We start from the raw sequence: 19,140 nt of genomic DNA, 5'->3' as shown, positions 1-19,140 counted from the left end.
CTACCCGGACGTGCGGTCCAGCAACTGAGCCAGGTGGACGGCCGGGCGGTCGCGCAGATCGGCCACCTGCGTGCGGCACGAGAATCCGTCGGCCAGAACCACCGCGCCGGGGGCAGCGTCCAGGGCCGGCAGCAGGTTCTGCTCGGCCACCGCCACCGAGACGTCGTAGTGACCGATCTCGACGCCGAAGTTGCCGGCCAGGCCGCAACAGCCCGCGAGCCGCTGGACCTGAGCGCCGGTCGAGGCGAGCAGGTCGGCGTCGGCCTTCCAGCCGAGGACGGCGTGGTGGTGGCAGTGCGGCTGGGCGACCACCGTGACGCCGGACAGGTCGGGCGGCGTCCAGCCCGGGGTCTCGGCCAGCAGTTCGGCCAGCGTCCGCACCGAGGACGCGACCACGGCCGCGTCGTCGGAGCCGGGGAGCAGCTCGTGCACGTCCGAGCGGAGCACGGCCGTGCAGGAAGGCTCGATGCCGACGATCGGGATGCCGTCGCGGGCATCGGGCGCCAGGGCGGTCACCGTACGGGAAAGGATCTTCTTGGCCGAGTCCAGCTGGCCCGTCGTGATCCAGGTCAGGCCGCAGCACACCGAGCCGGACGGGAGCCTCGGCTCGTAGCCGGCCGCGCGCAACACCCGTACGGTCGCCTCGGCCACCTCAGGCGAGAAGGCGTCCGAGAACGAGTCGGCGAACAGGATCACCGGCCGCCTTTCCGAGGACGCCGGCCGGAACGTGCGCCGGAACGGGCGCCGGGCGAAGGCCGGAACCGACCGTCGCTTGTCGACACCGGCCACCCACAGCGCCAGCGTCCGGATTCCCGGCAGCCGCGTGCCGAGGTTCGCCAGCCGCGGTGTCCATCCGGCCAGCCGGGCCCAGAACGGCAGCTTCCCGAGCGTGTAGTGCGACCTCGGCCGCAGGCGGCCCCGGTACGTCTGGTGCAACACCTCGGACTTGTACGTGGCCATGTCGATGCCGGTAGGGCAGTCCGACGCGCATCCCTTGCACGACAGGCAGAGGTCGAGCGAGTCGTGCACCGACGGGTCCGACCACGACAGCTCGCCCCGGACGACCTCCTGCAACACCCGCGCCCGGCCCCGGGTCGAGTCCTTCTCCTCACGGGTGGCCAGATAGGACGGGCACATGACGCCGTGCGCCGCCGAGTTGTCAGCCCGGCACTTGCCGACACCGGTGCAGCGGTGCACGGCCTGAGCCAGGTCGCCGCCGTCGTGCGGGTAGGCCAGCGCGAGGCCCTTGACCGGGAAGTGCCCGGCCGGTCGCACGTCCGCGTCGACCGGGTCGGGGTCGACCAGCACGCCCGGGTTCAGCAGGTTGCCCGGGTCGAAGGCGCGCTTGATGCCCGCGAACAGGGCGAGCGCGTCGGGGGAGTACATGTGGGGCAGCAGTTCCGAGCGCGCCCGCCCGTCCCCGTGCTCGCCCGACAGCGATCCGCCGAACTCGCCCACCAGCTTCGCGGCGTCGACGAGGAACTCCCGCATCACCTTCGTGCCACCGGGTTGGTCGAGCGGGAAGTCGAGCCGTACGTGCATGCAGCCGTCCCCGAAGTGCCCGAACGGCGCCGAGGTCATGCCGTACGTGGCCACGAGCTCGTCGAAGCGGGCCAGGTAGGCGCCGAGCCGCGCCGGCGGGACGGCCGCGTCCTCCCATCCCGGCCACGCGGGCCGGTCGGAAGGCGCCCGCCCGGCCAGGCCCGCGCCGTCCTCGCGGATGCGCCACAACCGGGCCTGGGTCGCCGGATCGGTCACCACCAGCGCGTCGTCCGCGATGCCGTCGCCGGCAAGCTTCCGCGCCCGGGATTCCACCTCGCCCAGCTCGTCGCCCGCCAGCTCGACGAACAGCCAGGCGCCCCCGCGGGGCAGCGGCGGCACAGCGTCCGGTCCGCGCCGCGCCCGCAGCACGTCCAGCAGCCGGGAGTCGAGCCCCTCGCACGAGGTCGGCCCGTACGCCACGACGGCGGGGGAGGCTTCACCGGCCGCCACGATGTCGCGGAATCCGAGCACCACGACCACGCGTACGGGGGAGTCGACGACCAGTTTCACCGTCGCCCGAGTGATGACGGCGAGGGTTCCCTCCGAGCCCACCATGGCCTGCGTGAGGTCGAAGCGCTCCGGCAACAGGTGCTGCACGGCGTAGCCCGAGACCTGCCGCCCGAAGCGGTCGAACTCGGTCCGCGCCGTGGCGAGGTGCTTCCCGACGACCGCCTTCAGGCCCTCGACGACGGGCCCCTGCGGCGCGGTCGTGCTGAGGGAGGCGCCGTCCGCGGTCAGCAGCTCGAGCCCCGCCACGTTGTCGGAGGTCCGCCCGTACGCGAGGGACCGCGAGCCGCAGGCGTTGTTCCCGATCATGCCGCCGATCGTGCAGCGCGGATGCGTCGACGGGTCGGGCCCGAACCGTACGCCGTGCGGCATGACCGCCTTCTGCAGAACCGCATGCACCGTCCCCGGCTCGACCACCGCCGTCCGCGCCGCCGGGTCGACCTCGAGCACCCGGTTGAGGTGCCGCGAGAAGTCGAGCACGATGCCCCGCCCGACCGCGTTCCCGGCCACCGACGTGCCCGCCCCGCGAGACGTGAACGGCGTCCCCGTCGCGCGGGCCACCGCCAGCGCCGCCGCCACCTCGTCGACGTGCCGCGGGCGCACCACCGCGAGTGGCGGAATGCGGTAGAGCGAGGCGTCGGAGGCGTACATGCCCCTCGTGCCCGCGTCGGCCCGGACCTCGAGCCCGGCCTTCTCCAGTGCCGCCACCACGTCGCTCATGGGTAACATGTTACCCATGCCGTCGCTGAAGTTGCCGCCGGAGGCTCCGTCCCTGGCCGATGCCGTCGCCCGGGCCGTGCGGGAAGGGATCGCCGCGGGGGAGCTGGTGCCCGACACCACGTACTCGGTGTATCAGCTCGCCGACCTGCTCGGCGTCTCGCGCAGCCCGGTCCGCGAGGGCATGCTGCGGCTGGCCGAGGCCGGCCTGGTCGAGATCCATCGCAACCGCGGCTTCCAGGTGCTGCCGCCGCGGGCCCACGACATCGAGGAGATCGTCGAGATCCGCCTGGCGCTCGAGCCCGCGGCCGCCCGCAAGGCCGCCCTGCTCGGCACCGACGAACAACACGCTGCCATCCGGGCCGCGCTGGACGCGATGGCCGTGGCCGACGAGGCCGCCTTCTGGCCCGCCGATCGCGCCCTGCACGACCTGTTGCTGCTAGCGGCCGGCAACGCCCGGGCCGCAGCCATCGTCGCCCAGCTGCGCTCCACGACAGCCCTGCTCGGCCCGCCGACCACGGCCAGCGGCCGCACCCTGGCCGAGATCCACGCGGAACACGAGCCCGTCGTCACCGCCGTGCTCGCCCGGGACGGCGACGCCGCCGAGGCAGCCATGCGCAGCCACCTCGAAGCGACGGGCCGCCTGCTGGTGACGAACCTCGCCGGCCGCTGATCAGCGGCCGACGACGGCGCTGGGCTCCTCGGAGATGTCGGTGTCGTCCTCGGTGGTGGCCTGGGCGGTGGACAGGTCCCGCGGCTGGGACTCGTCGAAAACGCTCCGCAGCTCTTGCAGCTGCTCGGTGTGCACCACCGGCACCGCGCCCGCATCCGGCAGGGCCGGGGCCGGCTGGTTGAGGAACACGCGGCGCACGACCCGCTCGGACGCGTGGCCGTCGTCGAGGTAGCAGAAGCGGTCGCGGAACACCTTGCGGGTGGCGGCCGCCGTCTCGCCGAAGACCTCGCCCGAGATGAACAGGTCGACCAGCTCCGACTCGTTGCGTGCCGTGACGCCCGGGCCCTCGGTGAACACGTCGAGGTAGGCGCCGCGGTTGGCCTTGTACTTGCTCCAGTCGGCCGCATAGATGGCCAGCGGCCGGTCGAGGACCGCGTAATCGAACATGACCGACGAGTAGTCCGTGATCATCGCGTCGGCCGCCAGGTAGATGTCCTCGACGCTGGGGTAGTCGCCCAGGTCGATGACCCGCGGGTGGGTGCCGGCCACGTGCGAGCGGTCGAAGTGGTGCACCCGCACGAGCAGCACCGTCTCGGGCGGCATCCGGTCGGTGAAGCGCTCCACGTTCAGCAGCGCGTCGCTGCCGAACTCGTAGTCGCGGTAGGTCGGCAGGTAGGCGATGGCGGTCTGACCCGGCTTGAGGCCGAGCCGCTCGCGGGCCGCCGCGACGTCAGCCGGGGTGGCGTTGGCCAGCGAGTCGTTACGCGGGTAGCCGACCTCGAGCGTCTCGTAGTCGCACGGGTACGCCCGCTCCCAGATCTCGGACGTGTAGGCGTTCGGGCTGATGTTGAACGTCCACCGGTCGCACCGCTTGAGCAGCCAGTTCATGTTCATGCCCTGCAGGCCGGCCGGGAACTTCAGCTGGTCGACGCCCATCGCCTTGACCGGGGTGCCGTGGTTGGTCGACAGGTGCACGGCGTCCCGTCGCTTGACCACCCAGCCCGGGTAGTTCACGTTGGTGATCAGGTATTTGGCCCGCGCCAGGGCCTTGTAGTGCTCCATCGTGCCGATGGTCACGGTCGCGATGCCGGCCGGCACGCTGTCTTCCTGGCCCGGCTTGATCTCCCAGACTCCCCGTACGCCCGGAGCCAGCTCGTTCATCTTCTCGTACACCGCCTTCGGGTTGCAGGCGTAGCCCTTGCCCCAGTAGGCGGAGTAGACCGCGAGGTTCTTGTCGACCGGCCGGCGCAGCTGCTGGCGGTAGTACCTCATCCGCAGCCGGCTGCGCAGACGCACCTTGCGCTGCAGCTTGTCCTTGCGGAACTTGACCGAGTTGGTCAGCCGGAGCGTGATCCGGGCGATCCGGTAGCGCGTCCAGGAACCGCGGGCGACCAGCCGCTGCCGATGACCCTCTTGTCCCTCGGGCAGTTCGTAGCCCCCGCTCGGCAGGTGCCGCTTGTACGCCTTGGCCAGAGCCTGGAAGAACTCGCGCCGGTCCGACTTGGCCACCCGCTCGCGATTCTCGAGCACCAGCAGGCACTGATAGAGCATCCGGCCGAAGACCAGCCCCCGGAACGGCTCGGCCCGCGCCCCGATCTTGTCGAGCCGCTCGAACAGCAGGTCGTACTGGTCGAAGACCTCGAAGTGGCGGCGGCCGGGGGTCGAGGTGATCGCCCCGCGGCGGCGCTGGCGGTAGTAGATGCAGACCCGTTCGAGCACGGTGATGCGGTCGGCCACCATGAGGACCGGGTAGCCCACCGGCACGTCCTCGTACAGCCCGGTCGGGTACGTGATCTCATTCTTGACCAGGAAGTCGCGCCGGAAGATCTTGTTCCACGCGACGTGGAACGTCTTGATCATGTTGGGGTACTCGGCCAGCGTGAAGACCCGCGGCAGTTCCTCGGCCCGGACCAGGCCGGAGAGCTTGCTGCGCCGGCTCTTGTTGTTCCACCACACCTTGGCGTAATCGACCACCAGCACGTCCGGGTCGGCCGTGATCAGACGATCGGCCACCGCGGCGAGGGCGCCGGGCGCGATCCAGTCGTCACTGTCGATGAACCAGACGAACTCGCCCGTCACGTGCCGCATCCCGGCGTTGCGGGCCTCACCCAGGCCGGCGTTCTCGGCGAGGTGGACGACCCGGACGCGCTTGTCGCGGGCGGCGTACTCGTCGAGGATCGCGCCGCTGTGGTCCGGTGAGCAGTCGTCCACGGCGATCACCTCGACGTCGGTGAACGTCTGCTCGAGGATCGAGTCGAGGCATTCCCGCAGGTACGCCTGGACGCGGTAGACCGGGAGAACAACACTCAAGAGGGGCATGTGGTTGAACCTTCGATCGAGCGATCGATCCGGGCCCACGGGTCGCCCACGGACGGCTCACCGCCGGCAGAATCCGGCACCGTCCAACGCGTTGCTCCCCGTGTGCCCTCGCCGATCAGACGGAGGGGGTGTTCCGCCTTGCCGGACAATGGCGGCGTGACGCTATCAAAGCGATCACCGGATGATCAGTTCCGTGTAATCAGCCGTTCATCTACGGCGACCGATTTGCCGTGTTGGTAAGAGATGTGAAGAAATTTCGGCACGTTCGGTTGACCTCGATGGTCTGATCGGACGAGAACGTGCCGGGAATAGGTGGTCCCTCCGTAGATGTTCTCCTCGCGCGGCGGTTTCCACAGCAAGGGGAGCGACACCATGACCGACAGATCAGCGACTGTCGTGGTCATCGGAGGCGGCCAGTCCGGGCTGTCCGCCGCCTACCATCTGCGCCGGCGTGGTCTTGATCACGTCGTCCTGGACGCCGAGCCCGCGCCGGGCGGCGCGTGGCGCCATCGCTGGGAATCGCTGCGGATGGCCACCGTGAACGGCATCTTCGACCTGCCTGGCCTGCCCCAGGATCCGCCCGACCCGGCCGAACCGAGCCGGGTGGCCGTTCCGCGGTACTTCGCCGAGTTCGAGCGCAAGTTCGATCCGCCGATCCTGCGCCCGGTGCGGGTCACCGCGGTCCGCCGGGCGGACCCCGGCCTGATCGTCGAGACCGACCGCGGCCGCTGGACGACCCGGGCGGTCATCAACGCCACCGGAACCTGGACCAACCCGGTACGCCCGCGCTATCCGGGCCAGGAGAGCTTCCAGGGCCTTCAGCTGCACACGTACGACTATGTGTCCGCCGGCCAGCTGGCCGGCCGCAGGGGCGCGGTCGTCGGCGGCGGCATCTCCGCCCTGCAGCTGCTCGAGGAGATCTCCCGGGTCGCCAAGACCTTCTGGTACACCCGGCGCGAGCCCTGGTTCCGCACGGACGGCTTCCAGCCCGAGGGGGCCGGTCGCGAAACCATCGCCAAGGTGGTCGCCGACGTCGAGGCGGGCCGCCCCTCCGGCAGCGTCGTCTCGTACACCGGGCTCGCCTGGACCCCGTACGCGCTGGAAGCGAAACGACGCGGCGCGCTCGAACGGCGTCCCGTGTTCACCGCGATCGAACCGACCGGCGTGCGCGAGGCCGACGGCACCTTCACGAGCGTGGACGCCATCGTGTGGGCCACCGGCTTCAAGGCCGCCCTGGCCCACCTCGACCCGCTGGGACTGCGCAACGAGTTCGGCGGCATCCGGATGCTGGGCACCCAGGTGGCCGACGAGCCCCGCGTGCACCTCATCGGCTTCGGCCCGTCCCAGTCGACCGTCGGCGCCAACCGGGCCGGCCGCGACGCGGTCAACGCGATCGTCAAGCGCCTGGCTCACCACCCGGCAGCAATCTGATTTCCCGTACGCGGGCCGGGCCGGCCTCGCCGTTGTCGGCGAGCCCGGCCCTCGCGTTCCCCGCCGCTTCGTTCAGCCGCGCAGGGACTGGCCATAGACATGCTCGACGCGCAGAACCAGCAGGACGCGACGGTCGGACACCATGACCTCCCGGTACTCCCGCCAGTCCGGGTGCTCACCGGCGGCCCGGCGGTAGTAGTCGACCAGGGCGTCGACCTCGGGACCGTCCGGGTCGTCGCCCGGGCCGATCAGCTCGACCGTGCCCTCGGCGGTGGCCCAGGCCCAGCCTTCGGGGTGGGTCACCTCGAGGGCGGCCCTCGGATCACGGCGTACGTTGGCCGTCTTGGCCCGGCCGTCGGTGACCGAGACGGAGATCGTGCCGGCCTCCCGGTCGTAGAACGGGGTGACGGGGGAGAGCTGCGGCAGGCCGCTCGACTTGATGGTGGCCAGCACGCCCAGCCGGCTCTCGGCCAGCAGCGACCGGGGATCGAAGTCAGTCATGCCTCATTCTCCGTCCCGCAACCTCACCGTTCCTAAACTTGATTTGTTCCAATCTAGGGGTCTAGGGTTCTGCGGGTGATGGTCGACTTCGAGGCACAACTCAGGTGCGCCTCGTTGCGGGTGACGAGGCCGCGGCTCGCGGTTCTCGCCGCTCTGCACGACCACCCGCACGTCGATACCGACACGGTGATCGCGCTCGTCCGCGCCGATCAGCCCAAGGTCTCCCACCAGGCGATCTACGATGTGCTGCGAGCGCTCACCGAAGCCGGGCTGGTGCGCCGCATCCAGCCCGCCGGCGCGACCGCCCGCTACGAGTCGCGCGTGGCCGACAACCATCACCACGTCGTGTGCCGCTCCTGCGGCGCCATCGCCGACGTCGAGTGCGTCGTCGGTCATGCCCCATGTCTCACCGCCTCGAACAATCACGGCTTCGTGATCGACGAGGCGGAAGTCGTTTACTGGGGCGTCTGCCCCGACTGTTCGGAAGGAAACTGATGAGCGACATTGACCCGAAGGGCGCCGGCTGCCCGGTCGCGCACGACTCCGTGACCGCGCACGGCAGTGAGAGCGAGAACCCGGCGATCGACTCGCCGACCCCGAAGACCGGTGGCCGTCCGCGCAGCAACCGCGACTGGTGGCCCAACCAGCTCGACCTGTCGGTGCTGCACTCCCACTCGTCCAAGGCCAACCCGCTCGGCCCCTCGTTCGAGTACGCGAAGGAGTTCGCCAAGCTCGACATCGAGGCGCTCAAGAGCGACATCGTCGACGTGCTCACCACCTCGCAGGACTGGTGGCCGGCCGACTTCGGCCACTACGGCGGCCTGATGATCCGGATGAGCTGGCACGCGGCCGGCACCTACCGCATCCAGGACGGCCGCGGTGGCGCCGGCGACGGCGGTCAGCGGTTCGCCCCGCTGAACAGCTGGCCCGACAACGCCAACCTCGACAAGGCGCGCCGCCTGCTGTGGCCGGTGAAGCAGAAGTACGGCCAGAAGATCTCGTGGGCCGACCTGCTGGTGCTCGCGGGCAACGTGGCCATGGAGTCGATGGGCTTCAAGACCTTCGGCTTCGGCTTCGGCCGGGTCGACACCTGGGAGCCGGAAGAGATCTTCTGGGGTCCCGAGGACACCTGGCTGGGCGACGAGCGCTACGTCTCCGAGCAGTCGATGTCCGAGGGCGTCGGCGCGACCGAGATGGGCCTCATCTACGTCAACCCCGAGGGCCCGCGCGGCAGCGCCAACCCGCTGGCCGCGGCACACTTCATCCGCGAGACCTTCGCCCGCATGGCCATGAACGACGAGGAGACCGTCGCTCTCATCGCCGGCGGCCACACCTTCGGCAAGACCCACGGCGCGGCCCCCGCCGACAACCACGTCGGCCCCGAGCCTGAGGGCGCCCCGATCGAGGCGCAGGGCCTGGGCTGGCTGAGCACGCACGGCAGCGGCAAGGGCAAGGACACCATCACCAGCGGGCTCGAGGTCACCTGGACCGACAAGCCGACGCAGTGGAGCAACCGCTTCTTCGAGATCCTTTTCGGGTACGAGTGGGAGCTCACCACCAGCCCGGCCGGGGCCAAGCAGTGGGTCGCCAAGACCACCGACGAGATCATCCCGGACGCGTTCGACCCGGCCCGGAAGCACAAGCCGACGATGCTGACGACCGACCTGTCGCTGCGCGTCGACCCGGCGTACGAGAAGATCTCGCGCCGCTTCCTCGAGAACCCCGACGAGTTCGCGCAGGCGTACGCCAAGGCCTGGTACAAGCTGCTGCACCGCGACATGGGCCCGGTCAGCCGCTTCCTCGGCCCGTGGGTGCCTGAGGCGCAGCTCTGGCAGGACCCGGTTCCCGCCGTCGAGGGCCCGCTCGTGTCGGACGCCGACGTCGAGTCCCTCAAGGCCAAGGTGCTCGAGTCGGGCCTCACGGTCGAGCAGTTGGTCTCCGCCGCCTGGGCTTCGGCCGCCAGCTTCCGCTCCACCGACAAGCGTGGTGGCGCCAACGGCGCCCGCATCGCCCTCGAGCCCCAGCGCAGCTGGGAGGTCAACCAGGGCGTCACGCCGACGATCGACGCGCTCAAGGGCATCCAGCAGGAGTTCAACGCGGCCGGCGGCGCGCAGGTCTCGCTGGCTGACCTGATCGTGCTGGCCGGCTCGGCCGCGGTCGAGAAGGCGGCAGCCGACGGCGGCGTCAAGGTGACCGTGCCGTTCCGCCCGGGCCGCACCGACGCCACCCAGGAGCAGACGGACGTCGAGGCGTTCCGCGTCCTCGAGCCGCGCGCCGACGGCTTCCGCAACTACCTGCGGCCGGGCGAGAAGACCCAGCCCGAGGTGCTGCTCGTCGACCGGGCCTACATGCTCAACCTGACCGCGCCCGAGATGACCGTGCTGCTCGGCGGTCTGCGCGCCCTCGGCAACAACTTCGGCGGCGCGCGGCACGGCGTCCTCACCGACCAGCCGGGCAAGCTCACCAACGACTTCTTCGCCAACCTGCTTTCCCCCGGCACCCGGTGGACGGCGTCGAAGACCGAGGAGCACGTGTACGAGATCCGCGACCTCGCCACCGACGAGGTGAAGTGGACCGCCACGGCGGTCGACCTCATCGTCGGCTCGAACTCGCAGCTGCGGGCCCTGGCCGAGGTCTACGCGAGCGACGACGCCCGCGAGAAGTTCGTGGCCGACTTCGTGGCCGCGTGGACGAAGGTCATGGAGCTCGACCGCTTCGACCTCGTCTGATCGTTCCGCAGGACGAGGCCCGGCCGGTGTACCGGCCGGGCCTCGCGCCTATCGTGCCTCGCGTCGGATGACCACTTTGGACGGCCCTTCGGTCCAGGCCGCCACCTCGCCCCCGGGCAGGCAGACGACCAGGCAGCCGTCCTCGCTCGCCACGGCCCACGACTCGGCGTCCTCGTCGGGGCCGACCGCCAGTTCCGGTCCGCCCTCGAAGCCGAGCGTCAGCTCACCGCTGTCGCGCACCGCGGCCGTACGCACAACGTCGCCGAGCACCGCTCCGAGCGCGTCCGAGGGGCGGTAGCCGGGCTCGACCTCGGCCCGTCCGTCCGGCCCGTCCAGCCGGGCCACCGTCTCGATCACCACCCGGCTGCCGCCCGAGAAGCCCAGCACGAGAGCCGGCCCGAGTTGCACGTAGTCCAGCCTCTGCCCGGCGAGCAGACCCACTGCTGCCGCTCCCTGCGGACACCGTCCGGCGACTGCGGCTGGCACCATGACAAACCTCGATCAGCTCGTATCGATCAGCGACCGCAGGAACGTAACGCGCGCTTTCATAAAGGATCCTTAAAGGCGTCGAAAAGGCGCTGGAAAATCGACGGGGAAACAGTAAACAATACTTCCCGTTAAGTCGATCGGCCTTTACCGATCGACGAGCGGGCGACGGCTTGATTTTCTGCAGCGCCGCCCAGGGAACTTCGGCGGCCGCTGCGGCGACTGATGGGCTGTGCGGAAAGGTCTGGTAGGAGCGGGCGCGGCGGCTGTCCTCGCGTTGGTGGCGGCATTGCGGTTCGGTGGGGCGGTCGACGACACGGTGCTGCCGGGCATCCCGAGCCCCGGGCCGGTCACCGAATGGGCCCTGCCGGTGCTCACGATGGTGGCGACCGTGCTCGGCGTGCTCACCGTCGGGCTCAGCGTCACCGCGGCCTTCCTGCTGCCGGGCGACGGCCGCAGCGTCGCCGCGCACGGCTGGGTGCTGTTACGACGCGTGACCTGGCTGGCTCTGCTGTGGGCGGCCACCTCGGCAGCGCTGGTCGTCCTCACCGTGTCGGACGTGCTGGGCGTGCCGGTCGACCGCCTGGGCCGCTCGTCCGTCCTGAGCTTCGCGCTCTCGGTCTCGCAGGGGCAGTCCCTGATGTGGCAGGCCGGCCTGGCGATCGCGGTGGCCGTGGCCTCCCGGGCCGGGCTGTCCCGCGGGCTCGCCGCCGCGACGGCCGGCCTCGCCCTGGGCGCCGTGCTGCCGCCCACCTTCACCGGCCACTCGGCGGGCGCGGGCAACCACCAGCTGGCCGTCAGCAGTCTGGCCCTGCATGTCGTGGCGGCGTCGCTCTGGGTGGGCGGTCTGACCGGCCTCCTTCTCGTACGCTGCCATCGCCGCTTCGGTGAGACGGCGGCGCGCTACAGCCGGCTCGCCCTGGCCTGTTTCGTGGCGACGGCGATCAGCGGCGTCGTCAACGCGGGCATCCGGCTGGGCGACTGGCCGGCGCTCTGGTCCTCCCGGTACGGGGCACTGGTGCTGCTCAAGACGGTCGCGCTGCTCGCCGTGGGGGCGATCGGCGCCGCTCATCGCGCCCGCACACTGCCCGCGCTGCGATCCGGCACTCCGGGGGTTTTCGTACGACTGGCCGTCGGCGAACTGATCGTGCTGGCCGCCGCCGTCGGCCTGTCGGTCGCGCTCTCGCGCAGCCCCACCCCGGTGCCCGGGACCGCGGCGGAGCCCGACCCGCTCGTCGAGCTGCTCGGCTTCGCCCAGCCGGGACCGCCCAGCGCCGTACGCATGCTCGCGGACCCGCTGCCGGACATGTTCTTCCTGACCGTGGTCGCCGCCGGCATCCTCGCCTACCTCGCGGGCGTGCGCCGCATGCGCCGTGCCGGCCACCCGTGGCCGGTGAGCCGCACCGCCTCGTGGGTCGGCGGCCTGCTGTTGCTGGGCGCGATCACCTGCCTCGGCGTGGCGCGGTACGCGTACGTCCTCTTCAGCGCCCACATGGTGCAGCACATGGTGTTGTCGATGGTGGTGCCGATCCTGCTGGTCGGCGGCGCACCCGTGACGTTGGCGCTGCGCGCCTTGCGCCGCCCGGCCGACCCGCAGGTGCGCGGGGCCCGCGAATGGCTGCTGCTGGCACTGCACAGCCGTCCCGCGCGTGTCCTCAGCCATCCGCTGGTCGCCCTCGCCATCTATGTGACCAGCCTCTACGGCCTCTACCTGGGTGGCCTGCTCGGCACGTTGATGCGGTACCACCTGGGCCACCTCGCCATGCTGACGCACTTCGTGCTGGCCGGTTACCTGCTGTTCTGGGTGCTCATCGGCGTCGATCCGGGCCGCCGCCGCGTGCACCCCGCGCTGCTCGTCGTCGTGCACTTCCTGGCCATGGTGGCGCACGCCTTCTTCGGCCTCGTGCTGCTTCAGTCCACAACGGTCGTCGCCGACGACTGGTACACCGCCGTCCACCCGCCCTGGGCCTCCTCCCTGCTGGCCGACCAGCACCTGGGGGCCGGGCTGGCCTGGGCCTTCGGCGAGCTCCCGGCCGCGGCGATCCTTCTTCTTCTCGTACGCCAGTGGATCCGTTCCGACGAACGCGAGCAGGCCCGCCTCGACCGTGCCGCCGACCGCGCCGAAGCCACCGGCGAGGACGACGATCTGGCGCGCTACAACGCCTTCCTCGCCGCCACCCGGCCCGGCTCGTCCACCATGCCCGAGCATCACGCTGACAAGTCCTGAAATTTCCCGCCACAGCGGGAACTATTCGCCGGCGGTCGCCGACCTATGCAGCATGCGAACCAACGTTCTCCGCGCGGCTGCCGCGCTGGCTGTGGCCACCCTCGGGCTCGCCGGTTGCGGCGGCAGCGGCAGTGACGCCGCGGCGCCCGCCCCGGCTCCCTCGGCCACCGCGGCGGCCACCACTCTGACGATGAAGGACCCGTGGGTGAAGGCCGGTCCGGCCGGCGAGATGACCGCGGCCTTCGGCACGATCGTCAACGACACCGACGCCGACATCACGGTCATGTCGGCCGAGTCCCCGGCCTCCCCGCTCGAGCTGCACGAGATGACCATGAAGGACGGCAAGATGGTCATGCAGCCCAAGACGGGCGGCTTCGTCATCAAGGCCAAGGGCGACCACGAGCTCGCCCCCGGCGGCGATCACCTCATGCTCATGAAGCCCGCGAAGGCCATCGAGCCCGGCGACGAGGTGACGTTCACGCTGAAGCTGGCCGGCGGCCGGACAGTCCCGTTCACGGCGATCGCCAAGCCGTTCGCGGGCGCGGGGGAGAGCTACGACCCCGGTCACTCGATGGCGCCGATGGGCAGCGCCGCTCCGTGACCTCGCGCCGACACCTGCTCACCGGGGCCGCGGCGGCCGGCCTCGGTGCGGCGGCGGGCGCTGGACTGGTCGCCGCGGCCGGCGCGGACAACGCCGTGCCGGCGGCGGCGGTCGAGCCGCTGACCACCGGCACGGCCACCGTCCCGTTCCACGGGCCGCGTCAGGCCGGTATCGCCGAGGATCCGCCCGCACACGCCGCGTTCGTGGCGTTCACGCTGCCCGCCGGCACCGACCGGCGGGCCCTGGCCCGGATGATGCGGCTGCTCACCGACGACGCCCGCCGCCTGACCCAGGGCGTTCCCGCGCTGGGCGACACCGACGCGACCCTCGCCCCGCTGCCGTCCCGCCTGACGGTCACCTTCGGCCTCGGCCCGGGCCTCTACCGCGCCGCGGGCTTGAAGGCGCCCGTCGCCGATCTCCCCCAGTTCCGCATCGATCGCCTCGAACGGCGCTGGTCCGGTGGCGACCTGCTGCTCCAGATCTGCGCCGACGATCCGCTGACCGTCGCCCACACCCAGCGCATGCTCATCAAGGACGCCCGCCCGTTCGCCGCCGTCCGCTGGGTGCAGCAGGGATTCCGGCGCAGTCCCGGCGTGCAGGCCCCCGAGCACACCCAGCGCAACGTGATGGGCCAGCTCGACGGCACGGCCAACCCGCGCGGCCCCGAGATCGACCCCGCGGTCTGGAACGCCGACGGCTCGACGACGCTCGTGGTGCGCCGGGTCCGGGCCGAGATCGAGACGTGGGACATCCTCTCGGTCGCCGACAAGGAGAACGCCGTCGGCCGCCGCCTCGACTCAGGCGCACCGCTGAGCGGTGCCCAGGAGCACGACGAGCCCGACTTCACCAAGCTGGACTCCTCCGGCCTGCCCGCGATGCCGGACTTCTCGCACGTCACCCGGGCCCACGTCACCGACCCGGCGTTGAAGATCCTGCGCCGGCCGTACAACTACGACGGCGTGCCCAACGCGGCCGGACAGCCCGATTCGGGCCTCATCTTCGCGTCGTACCAGAAGGACATCGCCCGCCAGTTCGTGCCGATCCAGCTGCGCCTGGCCGAGAAGGACCTCCTCAACGAGTGGATCACCCCCATCGGCTCGGCGGTCTTCGCCGTTCCGCCCGGCTGCGACGAGGACGGCTGGATCGGCGAGCAGGTGCTCGGATGAGGCGCCTGCTGCTCTCGGCGGCCGTCTTCGTCGCCGTGCTGGCCCCCGGCGCTCCCGCTTGGGCCCACGCCCAGCTCGTCAAGGCAGTCCCGGCCCGGGACGCCGCCCTGCCGAGCGCGCCGACGACCGTCGAGCTCACCTTCAGCGAAGACCTCAACCCCGAGTTCACGACGATCGTCGTCAGCGACGCCGCCCGGCAGCGCGTGCCCGCTGCCGCTCCAGTGGTCGACGGGGCCGCCGGCACACTGGCGCTGAGCCGGCCCCTGACCGACGGCGCCTACACGGTGGCCTACCGCGTGGTCTCGGCCGACGGCCACACGGTCCAGGGGTCGTACGGTTTCACCGTCGGCGAACCGATCCCGGCCGTAGCCGCTTCGGCTCCCGGATCCGGCGGTCTGCCACCCGCGGTCCTCATCGGACTGTGTGGAGTAGGCGTCGTGCTCGCTGGTGTCGCCGTGTACCTGTATCTCTCCGGAAAGCGAAGGCGCACAATCAATTCCTAGGCTGCTGCTCGACCGGTTCCGAGCTGTTTTCCATTGTGGGTCGGAGCGATAGACCCTGGGCTCTGCCCCAGACCCCGGCCGCTCGAGAAGATCAGTGAAGTTCCACTGCGAGGCTTGGCTGGTCTCCCCGGGACGGCGGCCAGAGCGAATCGCAAGATGAGGGGATCCGCAACCAAACCCCAGTTGCGGATCCCCTCATCTCACGATGAGCCAAGGCTGCCGCCCCGGGGAGACCAGCCAAGCCAAGGGCGAACAATGCCCGGGGGAGGGCAACAGATATCTACGCGCTGGCTTCCACGTCGCGCGTTCTCATCTCAGCCAACGAATCCGAGCCAGGTGCGCCGATGCCTCAACTTCAGGCGGCCGCCCCGACAACATGCGGCCGCGCGTAGGTAGCTCTCCCCCCTGCAAGGAGCCAATCCCCAACCACCCACCGGCCCTTGTCCACCCGGCCGCGCAAGCGGCACGGTGCGAACGCGCACCCCACCACCCAGGCCCGCCTGCGTGAGTATCCCGCCCAGCTCCGTCCACAGCGCGGAAGCCGGACCACCCACCCGCACGGGTCTCCTGAGCCCAACCCCGCACCCGGAGAAGCGCCGACCACTCACTCACCGCAAGGTGAAACCCCCGCAAGGCTGGGGCCGAGAGTGACCACGCCAGGCGTAGTTGCTTTTCAGCCTGGCGTGGTCACTCTCGGCCCCAGCCGTCCAGCGCAAGAAAGCCACAAAAGACAACTCCCCGGCGGCCTCTTCAGGCCGCCGAGGAGCCATCAACACCTACGCAGGCTCAATCCAGATATTCCGGTACTGCACCTTGTTCCCGTGATCCTGAAGCCGAATGGCTCCAGTGGAAGGCCCCTCAGGGATGTTCCCCCCCGTCCCGTTAGGAAGCTCGACATCACGATGCACAACACGACCATTCCAAACAACTGAAACGCGAGCATTAGACGATTTGGCGCCAGCATCGTCATACCTTGCTGCGCGGAACGTGATGTCGTAGGTTTGCCAGGTTTCGGGGGCGGTGGACATGTTGGCGTCCGGGGCCTTGATGGTGTAGAACGCGCCGGCTTCGTTGTCGGCGAGGGTGGTGTCGCCGAACGAGTCGAGGATCTGGAGCTCGTATCTTTCCTGCTGGTAGACGCCGCTGTTGCCGCGGTTCTGGCCGGTCACGTCCGGGGGCAGCAGCGGGACCTTGAATTCCACGTGCAGTTTGTAGTCGCCGAAGGCTTCCTTGGTGCGCAGGTCGCCGCAGCAGACTTCTACCGCGTTGCCGGCTACTGCGGGCCACTGCGGCTTCCGGCCGTCGGTGTGGATCCAGTTGTCCAGGCCCTTGCCGTCGAACAGGGTGATTCTCTTGCTGGGCTTGCGGACGCTGAGCAGGTCGAGGTTGACGTGGCCGCTGTCGAGGGCGTCGACCCGGTACTGGATCGCGTTCACGCCCTTCTTGAGGGTCAGCCTCTCGGTTACTGTCGCCCATTCTTCCCAGGTCACCGTGGAGGGCAGCGACACCTGCTTCACCTTTTTGCCGTTCACGTGGACGCTGATGGTCTTCGTGCCGGCCGAGGGGTTGGGGCCGTTGGAGTAGCGCAGGCCGACCTCGTACTCGCCGGCCTTGTCCACCGTGACGTGGCTGGTGGTGGCGGCGTTGAGGTTGCCGAGGCCGGCCACGAAGCCGATGCCGGAGAAGCCCCTGTGGTCCGTCGCCAGGGCCGCGCTTCCTTCGCGGTAGCCCTCCTCAGCCTCGTAGAAGACCTCCTGCGTCTGCCGGCCGGGCTTCTCGTTCATCGTGTACCAGGCTTCGGTGCTCCACAGCGTCTCGCCGTCACGGGCGCTGAACGGGCGCGGGGAACGCAGGTGCACCACGCGGTCGCCGCGCAGGCCGGGCACTGTGAGCGTGACTGTCTTCTTGTCGCTGGAGACTTTGGCCGCGGTTACTGCCAGCGCCTCGCGGTCGACCTCGGGGCCGCCGTACTGGGCGGTCGGCACGTAACGCCACTGCTCCAGGGCGTACGCGGAAGGCAGTTTGGCGATGGTGTCGTCGGACAGGGGCTTGGTGTACTCGATTTTGAAGCCGGTCTCGGTGGCTTTCATGGTCTTCATGTCGAAGACCTGCTTGCCGTTGGGGGTGAGCTTCTGGAGGCCGAAGCGCAGCTTGCCGTCCTGGCCCCAGTTGCCGTCGGCGCCGAGGCCGCCCAGGTAGATAGCGCCGTCCGGTCCGAGCGCGACCCGGTTGATGCCGGCCTCGAGACCCTGCGTGTGCCGGAAGACCGCGCCCTGTTCCTGGCCGTTCACCGTTTCGAGCGCGGCCCGCTGCAGGCCACCGTAGGTGACGTCGCCGATGACGAGCTGGCCCTGGAACGGGCCGGACTTGAGCAGCACGGGGGTGCTGGGGGAGTTCGCGATCTGGTTCTGCGGCAGCCACAGGACGGGCTTGGTCGGCGGCTGGGCGTCGTACCTGCCGTCGGGGTTGGTGTAGTGGTTGTAGAAGGCGCCCTCTTCGATTTTGAGCAGCTTCGAGGAGGGGAGCCAGCCGCCCTGGTTGTCGGTGACGTAGAGGTCGCCGCCGGCGCCCCAGCCGAGGCCGTTCGGGGTGCGCAGGCCGCCCGCGACTGTCGTCACGTCGCCGGTTCTGCGGTTGACCACGATGCTGGTGCCGCGGCCGCCGACCGGTTGCGGGTCGGTCGTGGCGCCGCCCAGGTTGATCGACACCGACAGGTTGACGTAGAAGTTGCCGCCCTTGTAGAGCAGGCCGAACGCGAACTCGTGGAAGTTGCCGCCGAACGGCCACACGGCGACCGTGCGCCGGGTGTCGAGCACGTCGTCGCGGTTGGTGTCGCGCAACTCGGTCAGTTCGTGCTTCTGCGTCACGTACACCAGGCCGTCGACCACCGCGACGCCCATCGGCTCCTTGAGGTTGCCGGCGATCTTCTTGTACGTCACCTTGTCCGGCCCGGCCGTGCCGGAGGTGCCCGAGACCAGGTAGACCTCGCCGGCCACCTTGTCCGTGCCGCCCCACGTGCTCAGGACCATTTTGCCGTCGGGCCGCCACGCGATGCCGGTGACCTGCGGCTCGAAGCCCGGCGGGCGCAGGTCGGTGAGGGTGTAACCGGGGTTGACAGCGGTCAGCGGCAGGCCATCGCCCGGGGCGTCCGTGCCGGCGACGCATTCCTTGGTGCCGGGGGCGGTCACCCGCACCACGCCGGCGTCCGTGCTGAGGGCGCTGGTCGGCACCACGGCGAACTCGCCGGCGCCGGGCGGGCGCCACGACAGTGTCAGCCGCTGGCCGCCGTCGCGGTCGAAGTGCTCGACCCGCAGGGGGTGCACGCCCGCGGTCAGTTCGACCGTGCCTTCCTTGGGCGGCTCGACGTCGTGCGGACCGTCGTGGTCGACGACGAGCTTGTCGTCGATGAACAGCTTCGACCCGTCGTCGCTGACGAGCCGGAAGGTATAGGTACCCGCGGCGGGCGCGGTGAGATTGGCGATCACGTGCGTCACGAACTGGTTGTCCAGCCCGAACTGCTCGGCGGTGGACCAGTCCACGGTGGGCATGAGCTTGTCCACATTGGGGGTCTGGCCGGGCTTGAGCTCACAGACGCGGCTCATCGGCTGCCCGATGTGGTAGGTCCGGAGCGTGACGCCCGGTTCCTGGGGCGGGTCAGCCGCGTACGCGGGCGCCGCGGCGAAGGTGGAGACGAGCAGTGCGGCCAGCAAGATACGTTTCATCGCGCTCCCCGGTTAC

The 19,140-nt window shown here is 70.3% G+C and carries 13 protein-coding genes; 8 read left to right on the top strand and 5 right to left on the bottom strand.

Annotation, left to right across the window (positions count from 1 at the left end; all coding sequences use genetic code 11):
- Entirely contained in the window at nucleotides 1-2,769 is a 2,769-nt protein-coding gene (locus LXN57_RS02295) for an FAD-binding and (Fe-S)-binding domain-containing protein (protein ID WP_251796296.1), read from the bottom strand.
- Between the two features lie 16 nt (nucleotides 2,770-2,785).
- Between LXN57_RS02295 and LXN57_RS02290 the strand changes: the two genes are divergently transcribed.
- Entirely contained in the window at nucleotides 2,786-3,439 is a 654-nt protein-coding gene (locus LXN57_RS02290) for a GntR family transcriptional regulator (protein ID WP_251796295.1), read from the top strand.
- Here the strand turns inward: LXN57_RS02290 and LXN57_RS02285 are convergent, their stop codons facing one another.
- The gene (locus LXN57_RS02285) at nucleotides 3,440-5,758 is read right to left on the bottom strand and encodes a bifunctional glycosyltransferase/CDP-glycerol:glycerophosphate glycerophosphotransferase (RefSeq protein ID WP_251796294.1); all 2,319 of its coding nucleotides are present in this window, start codon (nucleotides 5,756-5,758) and stop codon (nucleotides 3,440-3,442) included.
- A gap of 372 nt (nucleotides 5,759-6,130) precedes the next feature.
- Between LXN57_RS02285 and LXN57_RS02280 the strand changes: the two genes are divergently transcribed.
- The gene (locus LXN57_RS02280; RefSeq protein WP_251796293.1) at nucleotides 6,131-7,189 is read left to right on the top strand and encodes an FAD-dependent oxidoreductase; all 1,059 of its coding nucleotides are present in this window, start codon (nucleotides 6,131-6,133) and stop codon (nucleotides 7,187-7,189) included.
- A 72-nt stretch (nucleotides 7,190-7,261) separates the two neighbouring features.
- Here the strand turns inward: LXN57_RS02280 and LXN57_RS02275 are convergent, their stop codons facing one another.
- Nucleotides 7,262-7,690, bottom strand: coding sequence for a PPOX class F420-dependent oxidoreductase (locus tag LXN57_RS02275; RefSeq protein ID WP_251796292.1), 429 nt, complete (start codon nucleotides 7,688-7,690; stop codon nucleotides 7,262-7,264).
- 75 nt (nucleotides 7,691-7,765) lie between these two features.
- Between LXN57_RS02275 and LXN57_RS02270 the strand changes: the two genes are divergently transcribed.
- Both LXN57_RS02270 and katG read left to right on the top strand, forming a co-directional pair.
- Nucleotides 7,766-8,185: a Fur family transcriptional regulator gene (locus LXN57_RS02270; protein WP_285904582.1), complete on the top strand. Its 420-nt coding sequence runs from the start codon at nucleotides 7,766-7,768 to the stop codon at nucleotides 8,183-8,185.
- Nucleotides 8,185-10,419 (top strand): catalase/peroxidase HPI, encoded by a 2,235-nt coding sequence (gene katG / locus LXN57_RS02265; protein ID WP_251796290.1) that lies wholly within the window; start codon nucleotides 8,185-8,187, stop codon nucleotides 10,417-10,419. The genes LXN57_RS02270 and katG overlap by 1 nt, the downstream gene beginning before the upstream one ends.
- A 48-nt stretch (nucleotides 10,420-10,467) precedes the next feature.
- On the opposite strand, the gene LXN57_RS02260 is transcribed toward katG, so the two are convergent.
- On the bottom strand, nucleotides 10,468-10,860 hold the full coding sequence (locus tag LXN57_RS02260; RefSeq protein WP_251796289.1) for a DUF6188 family protein: 393 nt from the start codon (nucleotides 10,858-10,860) through the stop codon (nucleotides 10,468-10,470).
- Nucleotides 10,861-11,185: 325 nt separating this feature from the next.
- Here LXN57_RS02260 and LXN57_RS02255 point away from each other — a divergent pair, with 325 nt between their 5' ends.
- From LXN57_RS02255 to LXN57_RS02240, 4 genes are read left to right on the top strand one after another with little or no spacing between them, the layout of a single operon-like run.
- Nucleotides 11,186-13,132 (top strand): bifunctional copper resistance protein CopD/cytochrome c oxidase assembly protein, encoded by a 1,947-nt coding sequence (locus LXN57_RS02255; protein ID WP_251796288.1) that lies wholly within the window; start codon nucleotides 11,186-11,188, stop codon nucleotides 13,130-13,132.
- A 52-nt stretch (nucleotides 13,133-13,184) separates the two neighbouring features.
- Nucleotides 13,185-13,733 (top strand): copper chaperone PCu(A)C, encoded by a 549-nt coding sequence (locus LXN57_RS02250; RefSeq protein ID WP_251796287.1) that lies wholly within the window; start codon nucleotides 13,185-13,187, stop codon nucleotides 13,731-13,733.
- Nucleotides 13,730-14,899, top strand: a complete 1,170-nt coding sequence (locus LXN57_RS02245; protein ID WP_251796286.1) for a Dyp-type peroxidase — start codon at nucleotides 13,730-13,732, stop codon at nucleotides 14,897-14,899. The genes LXN57_RS02250 and LXN57_RS02245 overlap by 4 nt, the downstream gene beginning before the upstream one ends.
- Nucleotides 14,896-15,402: a copper resistance CopC family protein gene (locus LXN57_RS02240; RefSeq protein WP_251796285.1), complete on the top strand. Its 507-nt coding sequence runs from the start codon at nucleotides 14,896-14,898 to the stop codon at nucleotides 15,400-15,402. The genes LXN57_RS02245 and LXN57_RS02240 overlap by 4 nt, the downstream gene beginning before the upstream one ends.
- A gap of 776 nt (nucleotides 15,403-16,178) precedes the next feature.
- Here LXN57_RS02240 and LXN57_RS02235 read toward each other — a convergent pair.
- Nucleotides 16,179-19,124, bottom strand: a complete 2,946-nt coding sequence (locus LXN57_RS02235) for a 3-keto-alpha-glucoside-1,2-lyase-like domain-containing protein (RefSeq protein WP_251796284.1) — start codon at nucleotides 19,122-19,124, stop codon at nucleotides 16,179-16,181.
- Between the last annotated feature and the right edge of the window lie 16 nt (nucleotides 19,125-19,140).

Origin of the sequence: Paractinoplanes hotanensis, from assembly GCF_023717965.1 — a bacterium.
In the GTDB taxonomy this organism is placed as follows: domain Bacteria; phylum Actinomycetota; class Actinomycetes; order Mycobacteriales; family Micromonosporaceae; genus Actinoplanes; species Actinoplanes polyasparticus.
The sequence above is the reverse complement of the archived record's forward strand: the minus strand, read 5'-3'. Positions and strand labels throughout refer to the sequence as shown.

What these genes read in the sequence shown, in the direction of transcription:
- LXN57_RS02295 (WP_251796296.1), bottom strand. Translation starts at nt 2,769, where the DNA reads ATGAGCGACGTGGTGGCGGCACTGGAGAAGGCCGGGCTCGAGGTCCGG.
- LXN57_RS02290 (WP_251796295.1), top strand. Translation starts at nt 2,786, where the DNA reads ATGCCGTCGCTGAAGTTGCCGCCGGAGGCTCCGTCCCTGGCCGATGCC.
- LXN57_RS02285 (WP_251796294.1), bottom strand. Translation starts at nt 5,758, where the DNA reads ATGCCCCTCTTGAGTGTTGTTCTCCCGGTCTACCGCGTCCAGGCGTAC.
- LXN57_RS02280 (WP_251796293.1), top strand. Translation starts at nt 6,131, where the DNA reads ATGACCGACAGATCAGCGACTGTCGTGGTCATCGGAGGCGGCCAGTCC.
- LXN57_RS02275 (WP_251796292.1), bottom strand. Translation starts at nt 7,690, where the DNA reads ATGACTGACTTCGATCCCCGGTCGCTGCTGGCCGAGAGCCGGCTGGGC.
- katG (WP_251796290.1), top strand. Translation starts at nt 8,185, where the DNA reads ATGAGCGACATTGACCCGAAGGGCGCCGGCTGCCCGGTCGCGCACGAC.
- LXN57_RS02250 (WP_251796287.1), top strand. Translation starts at nt 13,185, where the DNA reads ATGCGAACCAACGTTCTCCGCGCGGCTGCCGCGCTGGCTGTGGCCACC.
- LXN57_RS02240 (WP_251796285.1), top strand. Translation starts at nt 14,896, where the DNA reads ATGAGGCGCCTGCTGCTCTCGGCGGCCGTCTTCGTCGCCGTGCTGGCC.
- LXN57_RS02235 (WP_251796284.1), bottom strand. Translation starts at nt 19,124, where the DNA reads ATGAAACGTATCTTGCTGGCCGCACTGCTCGTCTCCACCTTCGCCGCG.